The organism is Pseudomonas sp. NPDC090208 (assembly GCF_044746785.1).
Taxonomy (GTDB): domain Bacteria; phylum Pseudomonadota; class Gammaproteobacteria; order Pseudomonadales; family Pseudomonadaceae; genus Aquipseudomonas.
In genome coordinates this window covers 194596-209039 of the sequence record NZ_JBIVCU010000001.1, presented here as the reverse complement: position 1 = coordinate 209039, position 14444 = coordinate 194596, and the positions used below count along the sequence as shown (strand labels likewise).

General features: G+C 63.6%; 9 protein-coding genes. 1 reads left to right on the top strand and 8 read right to left on the bottom strand.

The window, feature by feature from the left end:
- The first annotated feature begins 146 nt into the window (after positions 1-146).
- Complete coding sequence (locus ACIPL0_RS00875) at positions 147-884, top strand: substrate-binding periplasmic protein (protein ID WP_400594762.1); 738 nt, start codon at positions 147-149, stop codon at positions 882-884.
- Here ACIPL0_RS00875 and yccS read toward each other — a convergent pair.
- The 8 genes from yccS to betB form a co-directional block, all read right to left on the bottom strand.
- Positions 865-3075 (bottom strand): YccS family putative transporter, encoded by a 2211-nt coding sequence (yccS, locus tag ACIPL0_RS00870; protein ID WP_400594765.1) that lies wholly within the window; start codon positions 3073-3075, stop codon positions 865-867. The two genes, ACIPL0_RS00875 and yccS, sit on opposite strands and share 20 nt — an antisense overlap.
- Positions 3076-3333: 258 nt before the next feature.
- Positions 3334-4512, bottom strand: coding sequence for an NAD(P)/FAD-dependent oxidoreductase (locus ACIPL0_RS00865; protein WP_400594767.1), 1179 nt, complete (start codon positions 4510-4512; stop codon positions 3334-3336).
- A 130-nt stretch (positions 4513-4642) separates the two neighbouring features.
- A complete protein-coding gene (gene dbpA, locus ACIPL0_RS00860; protein WP_400595191.1) occupies positions 4643-5980 on the bottom strand; it encodes an ATP-dependent RNA helicase DbpA in 1338 nt (445 codons plus the stop codon).
- 297 nt (positions 5981-6277) lie between these two features.
- On the bottom strand, positions 6278-7720 hold the full coding sequence (mdtD, locus tag ACIPL0_RS00855) for a multidrug transporter subunit MdtD (RefSeq protein ID WP_400594769.1): 1443 nt from the start codon (positions 7718-7720) through the stop codon (positions 6278-6280).
- A gap of 259 nt (positions 7721-7979) precedes the next feature.
- On the bottom strand, positions 7980-9305 hold the full coding sequence (locus ACIPL0_RS00850; RefSeq protein WP_400594771.1) for a TldD/PmbA family protein: 1326 nt from the start codon (positions 9303-9305) through the stop codon (positions 7980-7982).
- Complete coding sequence (locus tag ACIPL0_RS00845) at positions 9305-10747, bottom strand: TldD/PmbA family protein (RefSeq protein WP_400594774.1); 1443 nt, start codon at positions 10745-10747, stop codon at positions 9305-9307. Before ACIPL0_RS00845 ends, ACIPL0_RS00850 begins: the two co-directional genes overlap by 1 nt.
- Before the next feature lie 339 nt (positions 10748-11086).
- A complete protein-coding gene (gene betA, locus ACIPL0_RS00840; RefSeq protein WP_400594777.1) occupies positions 11087-12787 on the bottom strand; it encodes a choline dehydrogenase in 1701 nt (566 codons plus the stop codon).
- 155 nt (positions 12788-12942) lie between these two features.
- Complete coding sequence (betB, locus tag ACIPL0_RS00835) at positions 12943-14415, bottom strand: betaine-aldehyde dehydrogenase (RefSeq protein WP_400594780.1); 1473 nt, start codon at positions 14413-14415, stop codon at positions 12943-12945.
- Positions 14416-14444: the final 29 nt, after the last annotated feature.

The following is a 14444-nucleotide window of genomic DNA, read 5'->3' as shown; positions in this document are numbered from 1 at the left end:
GCAAGGAACGGCATCGGGTTGGAAAAAACCGCCTCACCTTTCGGCCGGCTACGCGTCTGTCGAATGCTCGCATCAGGGATGTCACCGTATTGATCCACCGACGCTGAACCACGTGCAGGCTGCTGGCCTGGCTAAGGATCTTGAGCATGTCGCGTTTGCTTCAAGCCATGGGAGTGCTGGCCCTGCTGCTCATGAGCCAGGGCGCTGTGGCGCAGACCCTGCGGCTGGCCGGAGATGCCTGGGCGCCTTACGCCGACGCCACGCTGCTCAATGGCGGGCTGGCCACTGACTTGATCCGCACGGCACTGGCACGGGCCGGCTACAGCACCGAATACGAGCAGGTTCCCTGGGCACGGGCGATCCATGGCCTGAGCGAAGGCCGCTACGACGTGGTGATCAACGCCTGGTACAGCGAGGAACGCACGCAGATCGGCCAGTTTTCCGGTGAGTATCTGGTCAACCGCCTGCGCTTTCTGCAACGCAAAAGCTCGGACATCCATTACCAGAACCTGCGCCAGCTGCATCCCTATTCGATTGCCGTGGTGCGCAGCTACGCCTATTCGCCGGCTTTCGACAGCGATGCCGACTTGAAGAAAGTGCCGGTGGCGAGCTTCTCCACCGCCGTGCGCATGCTGGCGGCGGGCAGGGTGGACCTGACGGTGGAGGATGAATTTGCCGCACGCTTTGCGCTGGGGCGCGAGCCCGAGGAGGTACGCGACAGCGTCGAGTTCGTGCCGCGCTCACTCAGCGAAAACGGCCTGCACATTCTCGTCGGGCTGAAAACCGCCGATCACGAGAAGATCGTCGGCGACTTCGACAAGGCCATCGCGGCCATGAAAACCGACGGCAGCTACGACAGCCTGCTCAAGCTGCACGGTCTGTAATCTCTCCGGCGTCCTGCTCCGGCGCCTTGATCAGGTGCGCGGCCAGGGTGCGCAGAGCGCCCAGTTGCCGACAGATCAGCGCCAGTTGGGTCTGGACCAGTCGCTGGGCTTCGTCGATTTCTTCCGGCATCTGCTCCAGATCGGCCGCCAATGCGTCTTCGGCATCGCTTTGCACCGCCACCGGCTGGCGGGTCGCCAGACTCTGGGCGATTTCGTCGATGCTCGCTGCCAAGTGCGCGCCGGCACCTTCGATCAACTGCTCGCGCGCCTCGCCCGGCAACTGGGTGTCGCGGTGGGCACCCAGGCCGGACAGGTAGCTCAGCAGGGTGTGTGACAGCACCAGAAAACGGAAACCGACGTCGGCTTCTTTGCGGAAGTGGCCCGGCTCCATGAGCATGTTCGCCAGGGTGGTCGACAGCGCCGCGTCGGCGTTGTGCGCGTTGCGCCGGGCCAGTCGATAGGCCAGGTCGTCGCGCTTGCCCTGGGCGTACTGCTGCATGATTTGGCGCAGGTAAATGCTGTTGCACGACAGCGTGTTGGCCAGCACCTTGTTCAGCCGGCGGCCCTGCCAGTCCGGCAGGAACAGGAACACCGCGAGCCCTGCGATCAGGCTGCCCAGCAGGGTGTCCATCAGGCGCGGCAGGAACAGCCCGTAGCCGTTGCCGACCTGGTTGAAGCAGAACAGGATCATCACCGTGATCGCCGCCGTCGACAGCGTGTAGCGGGTGGTGCGGTTGACGAAGAACACCACCCCGGCCAGCACCGCGCACATCGACTGCAGCACCGGGGTGGTGATCAGGTCGAAAAGAATCCAACCGGCGGTGAGGCCGATGGCCGTACCGACGATGCGCTGGCCCAGTTTGCGCCGGGTCGCACCGTAGCTCGGCTGGCAGACGAATACTGTGGTCAGGATGATCCAGTAGCCCTGGGACGGGTGAATCAGGTGCACCATGATGTAGCCGACCACCAGCGCCAGCGGCAGGCGCAGGGCATGACGAAACAGCAGCGAAGTCGGCGTCAGTTGCAGGCGCAGGCGCGTCCAGACGTCCTTGAGGCTGCGCGGCGAGCGGTCCAGCAGGCTGCTGTCGGTTGCGTCGGCCAGCGCGTCGGGGTTGCTGGCGTCGCTGAGCAGGCGGTCTAGGGTCGCCAGGTTGCTCGCCAGCGCCCGCAGCGAACGCAACAGGCCGCGCCAGGCCGGGTTGCTCTGAATACGCAGGTGTTCGAGTGAGGCGTGCAGATCGTCCAGGGCGTGGGCAAAGCTGTCGTCGTAGATGAACGGCTGACGCAGCTGGATCGACACCGACAGATCGCGGCAGGCATTGCCCTGCTGGCGCAGCAGGCGCTGGCAACGGAACAGCACGTCGCTGTGGAAAAACGCTTCGGCCAGTGAGTTGTACGGATAGTGCGAAGAACTGGCGCGTTCGTGGATGTCCTGGGCGAGGAAATACAGCTTCAGGTAGCGGCTGACTTTCGATCCCGGCCGCCCGCTGCCCACGCGGTTGAGGATGATTTCCTTGGTGACGTTGAGTGCTGCCACCACTTTGCCGTTCTGCTTGGCGAGCTCCAGACGGCGGGCTTCGACATCCAGGGTGCGGATCGGCTCGAACAGCTCGGACTTGAGCTTCAGATACAGGCCTAGTTCACGGAACAGCCGGGCCAGCGCCTGCTGCACCGGCTGGTTGGAAAACAGCACCTGCCACAGCACCGAGAGCAGGCCGTACCAGGCGGCACCGGCCACCAGCAGCATCGGTTCGTGCCAGAAATCCAGCACCTCGCCGCCGCGCTGATCGACGCCGATCATGGTGTAGACCGACAGAATCAGCGTGGCATAGGCAATCGCACCGTAACGCTCGCCCAGCGCACCGAGCATGGTCAGGCAGAACGCCGCCAGGGCGAAGGCGCAGATGAACAGGATGGGATAGGGGAACAGCAATTCCACCGACAGCGCAGCGATGCTGAAACACACCAGCGTCACCGCCAGCGCGTTGAGGCGGCCTTGCCAGTTATCGTCGGTTTCCGCCAGGGCGCTGGCGATAATCCCCAGAAACAGCGGGATCAGCAGCGACATCTCGTTTTGATACCAGCACAGCGCCATGCTGCCGGTCAGCGCGATGAAAACCCGCACGCTGTAGGAAAACTTGTCCAGTGCCCAGAGGCGACGGAAGGTATTGCGCAACGATTTCGATGCCATGAACGCCAACAGCCTTGTTCGCTACTTTTCGGTTTTGCTGAGTGAGTATGTACAGCGATCACTGATGGCTGTACATCCGGATAGCAAAATTTATTCCGTCATACGCGTCATTCACCGGGCTGGACGATGGCGCAATTCTCTGTGGGAGGGAGCCCTGCTCGCGAAGGTGTCGGGTCAGACACTGCAGCGTTGTCCGGTATGACGCTTTCGCGAGCAGGGCTCCCTCCCACAAAAAGCGTCAGTGTTGCGCTGTCGAAATCAGACGTACTGCGCCGCCGCATATGCCGAAGCCCATGCCCACTGGAAGTTGAAGCCGCCCAGGTGGCCGCTGACATCCAGCACCTCGCCGATGAAATACAGCTTCGGCGATTTCAGCGATTCCATGGTCTTGGACGAGACTTCGCGGGTGTCGATGCCGCCCAGGGTCACTTCGGCGGTGCGATAGCCCTCGGTACCCGCCGGCACCACTTGCCAGCTCGCCAGTTTGTTGGCGATGTCGACCAGTTCGCCGTGGGTGTACTGCTTCATCGGTCTGGACACGAACCACTGCTCGGCGATCAGGTTAGCCATCTTCTTGGTGAAGATTTCCCCCAGCAGGGTTTTCAGCTCGCTGTTCGGCCGCTCGCGCTGTTGGGTGGTCAGCCAGTCGTGGGCGTCGTGGTCCGGCAGCAGGTTGATTTCAACCGTGTCACCGGGGTGCCAGAACGAGGAAATCTGCAGGATCGCCGGGCCGCTGAGGCCGCGGTGGGTGAACAGGATGTTCTCGCGGAAGCTGGTGTCATTGCAGCTCACCAGACAATCCACCGAGGTGCCGGACAGCTCGGTGCACAGCTCCTTGAGCTGATCGGTGATGGTGAACGGCACCAGGCCCGCACGGGTTGGCAGCAGGGTGTGACCGAACTGCTTGCCGACCTGATAACCGAAACCGGTGGCGCCCAGCGTCGGAATCGACAGCCCGCCGGTGGCAATCACCAGCGACTCGCAGCGCAGCTCGCCGAGGGTGGTTTGCAGCACGTAGCCGGACTCGATCTTCTCGATGTTTTGCACCGAGGTGTCCATGTGCAGACTGACGCCGGCGTCGTCACACTCGCTGAGCAGCAGGCCGAGGATGTCGCTGGACTTGTTGTCGCAGAACAGCTGGCCGAGCTTCTTCTCGTGATAGGGCACGCCGTGCTTGCCCACCATCTCGATGAAATCCCACTGGGTGTAGCGGGCCAGCGCCGATTTGCAGAAGTGCGGGTTCTGCGAAAGGAAGTTGGCAGGCTCGGTGTACATATTGGTGAAGTTGCAGCGACCGCCCCCGGACATGAGGATTTTCTTGCCCGGCTTGTTGGCGTGATCGATCAGCATCACCCGGCGGCCACGATTGGCGGCGGTGAACGCACACATCAAACCTGCGGCGCCGGCGCCGATGATCACAACGTCTGTAGCGGGCAAAGCGGTGTCCTCTGGAATGCGGGGGTGTCTGGGAATACGTCTCGCGAATGAATTCGCTCCCACAAAGAGCTCGATTCAACCTGTGGGAGCGAATTCATTCGCGATAAGGGCGGCGCGGTGTCGCGGGGGATCAGAGAATCCGCACGCGCAGCGACTTGCCCTTGATCTTGCCGTTGTTCAGGCGATCCAGCGCCTGCTTGGCGATGCCGCGTTCTACCGCCACATAGGCCTGGAAGTCGAAGATCGCGATCTTGCCGACCTGAGTGCCAGGAATGCCGGCTTCACCGGTCAGCGCGCCGAGGATGTCGCCGGGGCGCAGCTTGTCCTTGCGGCCGGAAGCAATGCACAGCGTCGTCATCGGTGGCAGCAGCTTGCCGCCTTCCTTGCGCTTGAGGGCGTCGTACTGCTGCCAATTCAGCGGCGCTTTCTGCAACTCTTCGATGGCACGGGCGCGCTGGCTTTCCGATGGCGACACCAGGCTGACTGCGATGCCTTTCTCACCGGCGCGACCGGTACGGCCCACGCGGTGGATGTGAATCTCGGAGTCGCGGGCCAGTTCGACGTTGACCACCATGTCCAGCGCATCGATGTCCAGACCGCGCGCGGCGACATCGGTGGCAACCAGCACCGAGGTGCTGCGGTTGGCGAACATCGCCAGCACCTGATCGCGGTCGCGCTGTTCCAGATCGCCATGCAGGCCGACGGCGGACATGCCTTTGGCGGTCAGGTGATCGACCACGTCCTGCACCTGCTGCTTGGTGAAGCAGAACGCCACGCAGGACTGCGGACGGAAATGGTCGAGGACTTTCACCACCGCTTCCAGACGCTGCTCCGGGGCGATTTCGTAGAAGATCTGTTCGATCTGGCTGTCGGCATGCAGCGTCTCGACCTTGACGGTCTGCGGGTCGCGCATGAACTTCGAGGCCAGCTGCTTGATGCCCACCGGGTAGGTCGCGGAGAACAGCAGGGTCTGACGGCGCTCCGGGGTCTGTTCGATGATGTCGGCGATGGCGTCATAGAAACCCATGTCGAGCATGCGGTCGGCTTCGTCGAGGACCAGGGTGTTGAGGCCGTCGAGGATCAGCGAGCCCTTGCGCAGGTGCTGCTGGATGCGTCCCGGCGTGCCGACGATGATGTGCGCGCCGTGCTCCAGCGAGCCGATCTGCGGGCCAAACGGCACGCCGCCGCACAGAGTCAGCACCTTGATGTTGTCCTCGGCGCGGGCCAAACGACGGATTTCCTTGGCCACCTGGTCGGCCAGCTCGCGGGTCGGGCACATGACCAGCGCCTGACAGCCGAAATAGCGCGGGTTGATCGGGTTGAGCAGGCCAATGCCGAACGCGGCGGTCTTGCCCGAACCGGTCTTGGCCTGGGCGATCAGGTCCATGCCCTTGAGCATCACCGGCAGGCTCTGGGCCTGAATCGGCGTCATCTCGGCATAACCGAGGGATTCCAGGTTAGCCAGCATGGCGGCGGACAGGGGCAAGGTGTTGAAGTTAGTCACGGGGGTGGCCTGCAAAACAAAATGTCGCGCAGTGTATCAGTTCACGGCCCCGGATCAGGGGCGGCGGGCGATAAATGGTGGCACCTCGTTGATGGCGGCCATTGTTGCTGAATGATCTGTTTGGGAAAAATGCCCTCTGTGGGAGCGGGCTTGCCCGCGAAAGCTATATGCCAGACGACAACCATTCTGTGGGTGTGCTGGCCTCTTCGCGGGCAAGCCCGCTCCCACAGGTTCTGCACCCGCAGGAGGTTTTGCGCATCCTTACGCCTCGATTTCCGGCTCCGCCTGCGGTTTGCGCGGCGGGGTTTCCGGCGGCATCTTCGGCGACAGTTGCAGAAAGATCGACGCCGCCAGCATCGCCAGCACGCCGACGCAGAGGAAGGTCAGCTGGAACGCGCCGAGCACACTGCTGACCTCGCCGCTTGCCACATCGTCGGTAAACCCGCCGAGCAACGCCGCCGCGCAGGCGACCCCCAGGCTCAACGACAACTGCGCCACCACCGACAGCAGGCTGTTGCCACTGGCCGCGCTGGCGTCGTCGAGGTCGATCAGGGTCACCGCGTTCATCGCCGAGAACTGCAGCGAGTTGACCCCGCCCAGTAGCGCCAGATGGATCAGCAGCATCCAGTACGGCGTGTCGGCATCGACCAGCGCCATGCTTGCCAGCAGAGCGCCGAGCAGCAGGGTGTTGCCGGTCAGCACGATGCGATAGCCCAGGCGCTCGATGGCGCGAGTCGCCAGCGGTTTGGCGAACATCGCCGCCAGTGCCAGCGGGATCATGCTCATCCCGGCATGGGACGGCGAGTAACCCAGCGCCACCTGCAGCATCAACGGCACCAGGAACGGCAGGGCGCCGCTGCCGAGGCGGGCGAACAGATTGCCCATGATGCCGACGGCAAAACTGCGGGTGCGGAACAGGCTGGCCGAAAACAGCGGCGCTTCGACATGTCCCGCGCGCAGCCAGTAGGCCGCCAGACAGGCCATGCCGCCGAACAGCAGCATGACCACGCGCAGGTGCGGCAGGTGCAGCTCGCCGAGGCCTTCCAGGGCGATGGTGATCAGCACCATGGACGCGCCGAACAGGGTGAAACCGACCAGATCGAACGGCGTGCGCCCGCCGCCCTTGAGGTCGGGAATGAAGGTGCGCACGGCGAAACAACCGATCAGGCCCACCGGGATGTTGATCAGGAAGATCCAGTGCCAGCTCAGGTATTCCACCAGCCAGCCGCCGACGGTCGGCCCCATCAGCGGGCCGAGCAGCGCCGGCATGGTGATGAAGCTGAGGATGCGCACCAGCTCGGTTCGCGGATAGGCACGCAGCACGATCAGACGCCCGACCGGCATCATCAGCGCACCGCCCAGGCCCTGCACCACGCGGGCAGCGACCAGCATGCCGAGGGAGTTGGACGCCGCGCACAGCAGCGAGCCGAAGCTGAACAGGAGAATGGCGCTGAAGAAGATGCGCTTGATGCCGAACCGGTCCGAGATCCAGCCCGAGGCGGGAATCAGCAGAGCGATGGTCAGCATGTAGGCGATGATCACCGACTGCATGCGCAGCGGGTCTTCCGACAGTGAACGGGCCATGGACGGCAGCGCGGTGTTGAGGATGGTGCCGTCCAGGCTTTGCATGAAAAACGCGATGGCTATGACCCAGGGCATCCAGCGCAGGGTGCGGGCGTCCAACTGCGGAGTGGTGGTCGGCATGGAAATCGTCGGTCCTTTTTGGCGGCTTGTGCTTATCAGGTCATAGGTTTGGCGCGTCGTCTTGCTGCCTTGTGCGCTCTGCTTCTGGCCGAAGGCCTGTAGGAGTGAGCTTGCTCGCGATCTGGCGCGCAGCGGCAGTAAAGCCTGCTGACGCAGATTGTCAGTTCCATGGCGTTCGCTGCCATTGCTGCCGCTGCGCGCCAGATCGCGAGCAAGCTACGCTCCTACGCCCTCCGGGCAGAATCAAAAGCCGGGCACCTCACAAGGTCAAGGTCAACCGGCTCAGCAACGCCCCCGGCAGCAGGTTCGAGGCTGTCTGCCGTTGACTGTAGGTGCTTGTCGACAGGATCAGTTCCCTTTGCGTGGTCAATTGTTCCAGCGCACCGCCCAGCAGGCTGAAAATGCTGTCGTCGAACCGCATGGTGCTGACCGGTGCCTTGATCTGGCCGTCTTCGACCCAGAACGTGGCGAAGCGGGTCATGCCGGTGATGCGCCCGGCGGTGCGGTCGGAGAAGTTCAGGTACCACAGGTTGCTGATGTACAGCCCTGTGCCCAGCTCGTTCAGCACGTCATCCAGTGCCAGATCGCCGCCATGCATGCTCAGCGACCCCGGCGATTCGCCCCAGCCGGCGCCGTTGGCGGTCAGGCCGTATTCGGCGGCGCTGCGCGAGTCGATCAGGCGGTCACAGGCGATACCTTCGGCCACCAGCGACAGGTCGACGCGCGGGTAACCCTCGCCGGAAAACGCCGGCGACAGCGAACCGGTCACCTGCTCATCCAGATTCACCAGCGGGCTCAGCGTGGCGTGGCCGTCGTACAGCCGCTGCAACGGGCTGGTCTTGTTGGCCAGCGACTGCGCAGAAAAACCGCCCCAGCCGAGCATGCCCATGACTTCCTCCAGCGCCGCCGGCGCCAGGTAGGCGCGGTATTGGCCGGGCGCCAGAGTGCGTGCCGGCTCACCGAGGAAACCCAGTTGCTCTCGAGCCAGGGTGAAGCGCTGGGCGAAGGCTTCGTCGTTCCACTGATCACCGGCGTAGTTGGCTTTCACCGCCTGACCGTTGGCGTGGAACAGACTCCAGTCGAAGTTGAAACTGTTGGCCTGATGCCAGCCCATCGCGCCGCTTGAACTGGCGAAGCCGCGATAGAGCGGCCCGGCGGCGTAGATGCCGACCAGGTCCAGCCCTTCACCCAGGCGTGCGATCTGCTCGACCACATGGGCGCTGTCCGGCAGTGGCGATTCCTGAATATTGCTGCTCTGCCAGGGCGCGTCGTTGAGCTGCAGGTACGGATCTTCCGGCAGCAACGGCAGGGTGTCGCGCAATTGCTGCAGCGCTTCGCTCAAACGTTGCCGGTCGGTTCCGCCGTCACCGGAGAGGGTCAGGTTGAGGTCGGCATGGCGGCCGTCGGCAATCAGCTTGAAGTACACGCTTGCCTGTTGCACATGGCCGCTCTGGCGCACCTTGGCGTGATTGAAGCGGATGAAATCCGACGCCTCGGCGTTGTAGCCAAGGGTGAAACGTTCGCCGCTGACGAGGGCGTCGCGCAGCCAGTCGACCAGAGCATGGAACTGTTGTTGATGGGACATCAGGCGTCACCTCCAAATACATCGACGTTGGCGAAAACACAGGCGGGCGAGGCATGGCCCACGCGCACCACCTGATTGGGTTCGCCCTTGCCGCAATTCGGTGTACCGAGCACCTTGAACGTACTGGCATCGCCGACCGCGCTGAGGTTGCGCCAGAACTGCGCGGAAATCGCCCGGTAGTTGGGGTTTTTCACCACGCCCTTGAGTTCGCCGTTTTCGATCAACTGGCCCCATTCGCAGCCGAACTGGAATTTGTTGCGCGCGTCGTCGATGGACCAGGAGCGGTTGGTGCTCATCAGGATGCCGTTTTCGATGCCTTCGATCAGTTGCGCCATCGAGCGGTCGCCCGGCTCGATATTGAGGTTGGCCATGCGGTCGATGGGGGCGCGGTTCCAGCTGCAGGCGCGGCTGTTAGCGACGCCATCCATGCCGCTGCGGTATTGCGACAGCGCGCCGCCGAGCGGGCGCAGCAGAACGCCGTCCTTGATCAGGAATTGCTTGCTCGCCGGGGTGCCGTCGTCGTCGAAGGCGTAGCTCGCCAGTTGCTCGGGAATCTCCGGGTCGAACGTCACGTTGAGCAGCGGCGAGCCGTACTGCAGGCTGCCGAAGTCGCTGGCTTTGACGAAGCTGGTGCCGGCGTAGTTGCGCTCGTCACCGAGGATGCGGTCCAGCTCCAGCGGATGGCCGATGGACTCGTGAATCTGCAGGATCATCTGGTCCGGGGTCAGCAGCAGGTCGCGCGGGCCGCTGGGCGTGTTGGGTGCCAGCAGCAGTTGCAGCGCCTGATCGGCCACCCGTGGCGCAGCGCCGATCAGGCCGCAGGCGGCGATCACTTCGGCGCCACCTTGCTGGCCGAAATTCTCCCGGCCAAGGCTGCGGCTCTGGCTGTCCTGACCGTCGTAGGCCGTCACGCCCAGGCCCGGGAAGACGAAGCGCTGGGCCTGACGAATCTCGGCCCCGGCGCTGTTGAGGTAGATCTGCTCGACGTTTTCCAGGCCGAGGCTGACCTGCCAGTTGACCAGCCGCTCGTCCTTCGGCACGGCCGCGGATTCGGCGCCGAGCAGGGCATAGCAATCGCTCAGCGAAGGGAAGGCGCTGGCCAGGTTCGGCGACAGGTAATCGGCGCGGGCGGTGGCAACGCTGTGTTCGCGCAGGTCGAGCAAGGCATGGGGCGCGAGCTGGCGGGCCTGGGCTTCGGCGCGCTCAAGGGCGGCTTGCAGGCCACGTTGAGAGAGATCGTTGGTCGCGGCGTAGGCTTCGACACCATCGATACGCACGGTCAGCATCGCGCCTTCGTCGCGGCTCAACTGCGGCGGCTCGGCGACGTTCTTGCGCACCGACAGGTGCTGGCTGGTCTGGCTGACGTAACGCAGGGAGAAGAAAGGCGCGCTGCTGCGCAGGGCGGCGAACCGCTGCCTGAGTTGAGCGGTGAAGTCGAACATGCAGGAGGGCTCCTTGACGATCAGGACGGGCAACGGTCCGAATCATAGCGCGGATGGTCCTGATGGCGGGTGGTGCCTGATCTATCGATAAACACAAAAACCTGTGGGAGGGAGCCCTGCTCGCGAATACGTTGGGTCAGACACTACGATGCCGACTGATCCGACGCTTTCGCGAGCAGGGCTCCCTCCCACGGGGATTGGGTATACCCAATTTCGTGGTGTTCACCGCTGTTGTAGGAGTGAGCTTGCTCGCGATTGCGGTGGGTCAGACACCAACGATGGTGAATGTGATGACGCAATCGTCCGAGTGCGGCCCAGACCAAGCTCACTCCTATAGGTTCAGGCCGGGGTTTTGACCTCACGCATCGGCTTGCCGCGCACCGGGGCATCACCGGCGACGTAGTACCGGGCGGTGCTGCGCGGCAATGGCTGGCGGCCGCGGATCCGGTCGGCGATTTTCTCGGCGATCATGATCGTCGGCGCGTTCAGGTTGCCGGTGGTGATCAACGGCATGATCGAGGCATCGACCACGCGCAGGCTCTGCATGCCGTGCACGCGGCCCTGATGATCGACCACGGCCATGTCATCGGTGCCCATCTTGCACGAGCACGAAGGGTGGAACGCGGTCTCGGCATGTTCGCGCACGAAGGTGTCGAGCTGCTCGTCGGTCTGCACGTCTATGCCGGGGCTGATTTCGCGGCCACGGTACTTGTCCAGCGCCGGCTGGGCCATGATCTCGCGGGTCAGGCGGATACCGTCGCGGAATTCCTGCCAGTCCTGCTCGGTGGACATGTAGTTGAAGAGGATGCTCGGGTATTCGCGCGGGTTCTTCGACGTGACCTGCACGCGGCCACGGCTCGGCGAGCGCATCGAACCGACGTGGGCCTGGAAACCGTGCTCCTGCACGCCGTTGCTGCCGTTGTAGTTAATCGCGACCGGCAGGAAGTGGTACTGAATGTTCGGCCACTCGAACTCTTCGCGGGAGCGGATGAAACCGCCGGCCTCGAACTGGTTGCTGGCGCCGATGCCCTTGCCGAGAAACATCCATTTCGCGCCAATGGCCGGCTGGTTCCACCACAGCAGCGACGGGTACAGCGACACCGGTTCCTTGCAGGCGTATTGCAGGTACATCTCCAGATGGTCCTGCAGGTTTTCGCCGACGCCAGGCAGGTCGTGGACCAGCGGGATATCGAGTTTTTTCAGCAGCGCGGCAGGGCCGACGCCAGAGCGTTGCAGAATCTGCGGCGAGGCGATGGCACCGGCACACAGCAGCACTTCCTTGCGCGCGCGGGCTTCGATGCGGGTGTCGCTGTCGCCGACCAGATAGGCCACGCCAATGGCGCGCTTGCCGTCGAACAGAATGCGGTCGGTCAGGGCGTGGGTGACGATGGTCAGGGTGTCGCGCTTCTTCGCTTCGTCCAGGTAGCCACGGGCGGTGCTGGCGCGACGGCCACCCGGCGTGACCGTGCGATCCATCGGGCCGAAGCCTTCCTGTTGATAACCGTTGAGGTCGTCGGTGCGCGGATAACCGGCCTGCACACCTGCTTCGACCATGGCGGCGAACAGCGGGTTGTTGCCGGCTTTGGGCGTGGTCACGCTGACCGGGCCTTCGCCTCCGTGGTAATCGTTGGGGCCGATGTCACGGGTTTCTGCCTTGCGGAAGTACGGCAGGCAGTCCAGATAGCTCCAGTCTTCCAGGCCCGGATTCTTCGCCCAGCCGTCGTAGTCCATGGCGTTGCCGCGGATGTAGCACATGCCGTTAATCAGCGACGAACCGCCCAGGCCTTTGCCGCGACCGCACTCCATGCGGCGGTTGTTCATGTGGGGCTCGGGCTCGGTTTCGTAAGCCCAGTTGTAGCGACGGCCTTGCAGCGGAAACGCCAGCGCGGCGGGCATCTGGGTGCGGAAGTCGGCGCGGTAGTCCGGACCACCGGCTTCCAGCAACAGGACGCTGACACCTGCGTCTTCGGTCAGGCGCGTGGCCAGGGTGTTACCGGCGGAACCGGCGCCGATGATGATGTAGTCGAATTCCTGGGACATGGAACACTCCCCTTTCGAATAGGTGAACAAGGCCTGTAGGAGTGAGCTTGCTCGCGATAGCTGTCTGTCAGCATCCGCTGATGCCGGATGTGCCGACGCTATCGCGAGCAAGCTCACTCCTACAGTTGATCGAGGTCGCGATTGAAATCAGGTGGTCAGAACACCGACACGTAATCGCCCAGCTCGACCTGCACCGATTTCAGGCGGGTGTATTGCGCCAGCGAGCTGATGCCGTTTTCGCGGCCCACGCCGGATTGCTTGTAACCGCCGACTGGCATCTTCGCGTCGGATTCGCCCCAGGCGTTGATCCAGCAGATGCCCGCTTCCAGTTGATGAATCACGCGGTGCGCGCGGGTGACGTCGCGGGTGACGATACCGGCGGCCAGACCGAATTCGGTGTCGTTGGCGCGGCGGATGACTTCTTCCTCGCTGTCGTAGCTGAGGATGCTCATGACCGGGCCGAAGATTTCCTCTTTGACGATGGTCATGTCGTCGGTGCAATCGGTGAATACGGTCGGCGCCACGAACGCACCGTTGGCGAAATCACCCTCGCTCAGACGCTCGCCACCGGCCAGCAGGCGTGCGCCTTCAGCCTTGCCCTTGGCGATGTAGCCGAGCACGCTTTCCATGTGGGCGAAGCTGACCAGCGGGCCGAAGTTGGTGTTGTCGTCCAGCGGGTTGCCGGCGCGGATGCGCTTGACCCGCTCGACGATTTTCGCTTCGAACGCAGCCTTCAGCGCGCTCGGCACGAACACGCGAGTGCCGTTGGTGCAGACCTGACCAGAGCTGTAGAAGTTGGCCATCATGGCGATGTCGGCGGCGCGGTCCAGATCGGCGTCGTCGCAGATGATCAGCGGCGACTTGCCACCCAGCTCCATGGTCACTTCCTTGAGCGACGAACTGGAGGCGCTGGCCATGACTTTCTTGCCGGTGTCGGTGCCGCCGGTGAACGAGACTTTCTCGATGCGCGGGTGCTCGGTCAGCCAGGTGCCGACCTCGCGGCCGCTGCCGGTCAGTACGTTGAACACGCCGTCGGGAAGACCGGCTTCTGTGTAGATTTCGGCCAGTTTCAGGGTGGTCAGCGAAGTCACTTCGCTGGGCTTGAAGATCATCGCGTTGCCGGCGGCCAGGGCCGGTGCAGATTTCCACAGGGCGATCTGGATCGGGTAGTTCCACGCGCCGATGCCGACGGTCACGCCCAGCGGCTCGCGACGGGTGTAGACGAATGAAGAGGCGCGCAGCGGAATCTGTTCGCCCTCGATGGCAGGCACCAGACCGGCGTAGTACTCCAGCACGTCGGCGCCGGTGACGATGTCGACGTATTTGGTTTCGGAAATCGCCTTGCCGGTGTCGAGGGTTTCCAGCTCGGCCAGTTCGTCATTGCGCTCGCGCAGGATATCGACCGCGCGGCGCAGGATCCGCGAACGTTCCATGGCGGTCATGGCTGCCCAGATTTTCTGGCCTTTCTCTGCACTGACCACCGCCTTTTCAACGTCGTCCTTGCTGGCGCGCTGAACCGTGGCGAGGACTTCGCCGTTGGCCGGGTTGATGGCTTCGAAGGTCGCGTTGCTGCTGGCGTCGACGTAACCACCGTCAATGTAGAGTTTTTGCAGTTCGAAACGGGCCATAGAGTCCTCGCTGTTCAGTGTGAGTGGCG

Excerpts from the sequence above, each read along its gene's own strand:
- ACIPL0_RS00875 (WP_400594762.1), top strand. The coding sequence starts at position 147 with ATGTCGCGTTTGCTTCAAGCCATGGGAGTGCTGGCCCTGCTGCTCATG.
- yccS (WP_400594765.1), bottom strand. The coding sequence starts at position 3,075 with ATGGCATCGAAATCGTTGCGCAATACCTTCCGTCGCCTCTGGGCACTG.
- dbpA (WP_400595191.1), bottom strand. The coding sequence starts at position 5,980 with ATGCTGGCTAACCTGGAATCCCTCGGTTATGCCGAGATGACGCCGATT.
- mdtD (WP_400594769.1), bottom strand. The coding sequence starts at position 7,720 with ATGCCGACCACCACTCCGCAGTTGGACGCCCGCACCCTGCGCTGGATG.
- ACIPL0_RS00850 (WP_400594771.1), bottom strand. The coding sequence starts at position 9,305 with ATGTCCCATCAACAACAGTTCCATGCTCTGGTCGACTGGCTGCGCGAC.
- ACIPL0_RS00845 (WP_400594774.1), bottom strand. The coding sequence starts at position 10,747 with ATGTTCGACTTCACCGCTCAACTCAGGCAGCGGTTCGCCGCCCTGCGC.
- betA (WP_400594777.1), bottom strand. The coding sequence starts at position 12,787 with ATGTCCCAGGAATTCGACTACATCATCATCGGCGCCGGTTCCGCCGGT.
- betB (WP_400594780.1), bottom strand. The coding sequence starts at position 14,415 with ATGGCCCGTTTCGAACTGCAAAAACTCTACATTGACGGTGGTTACGTC.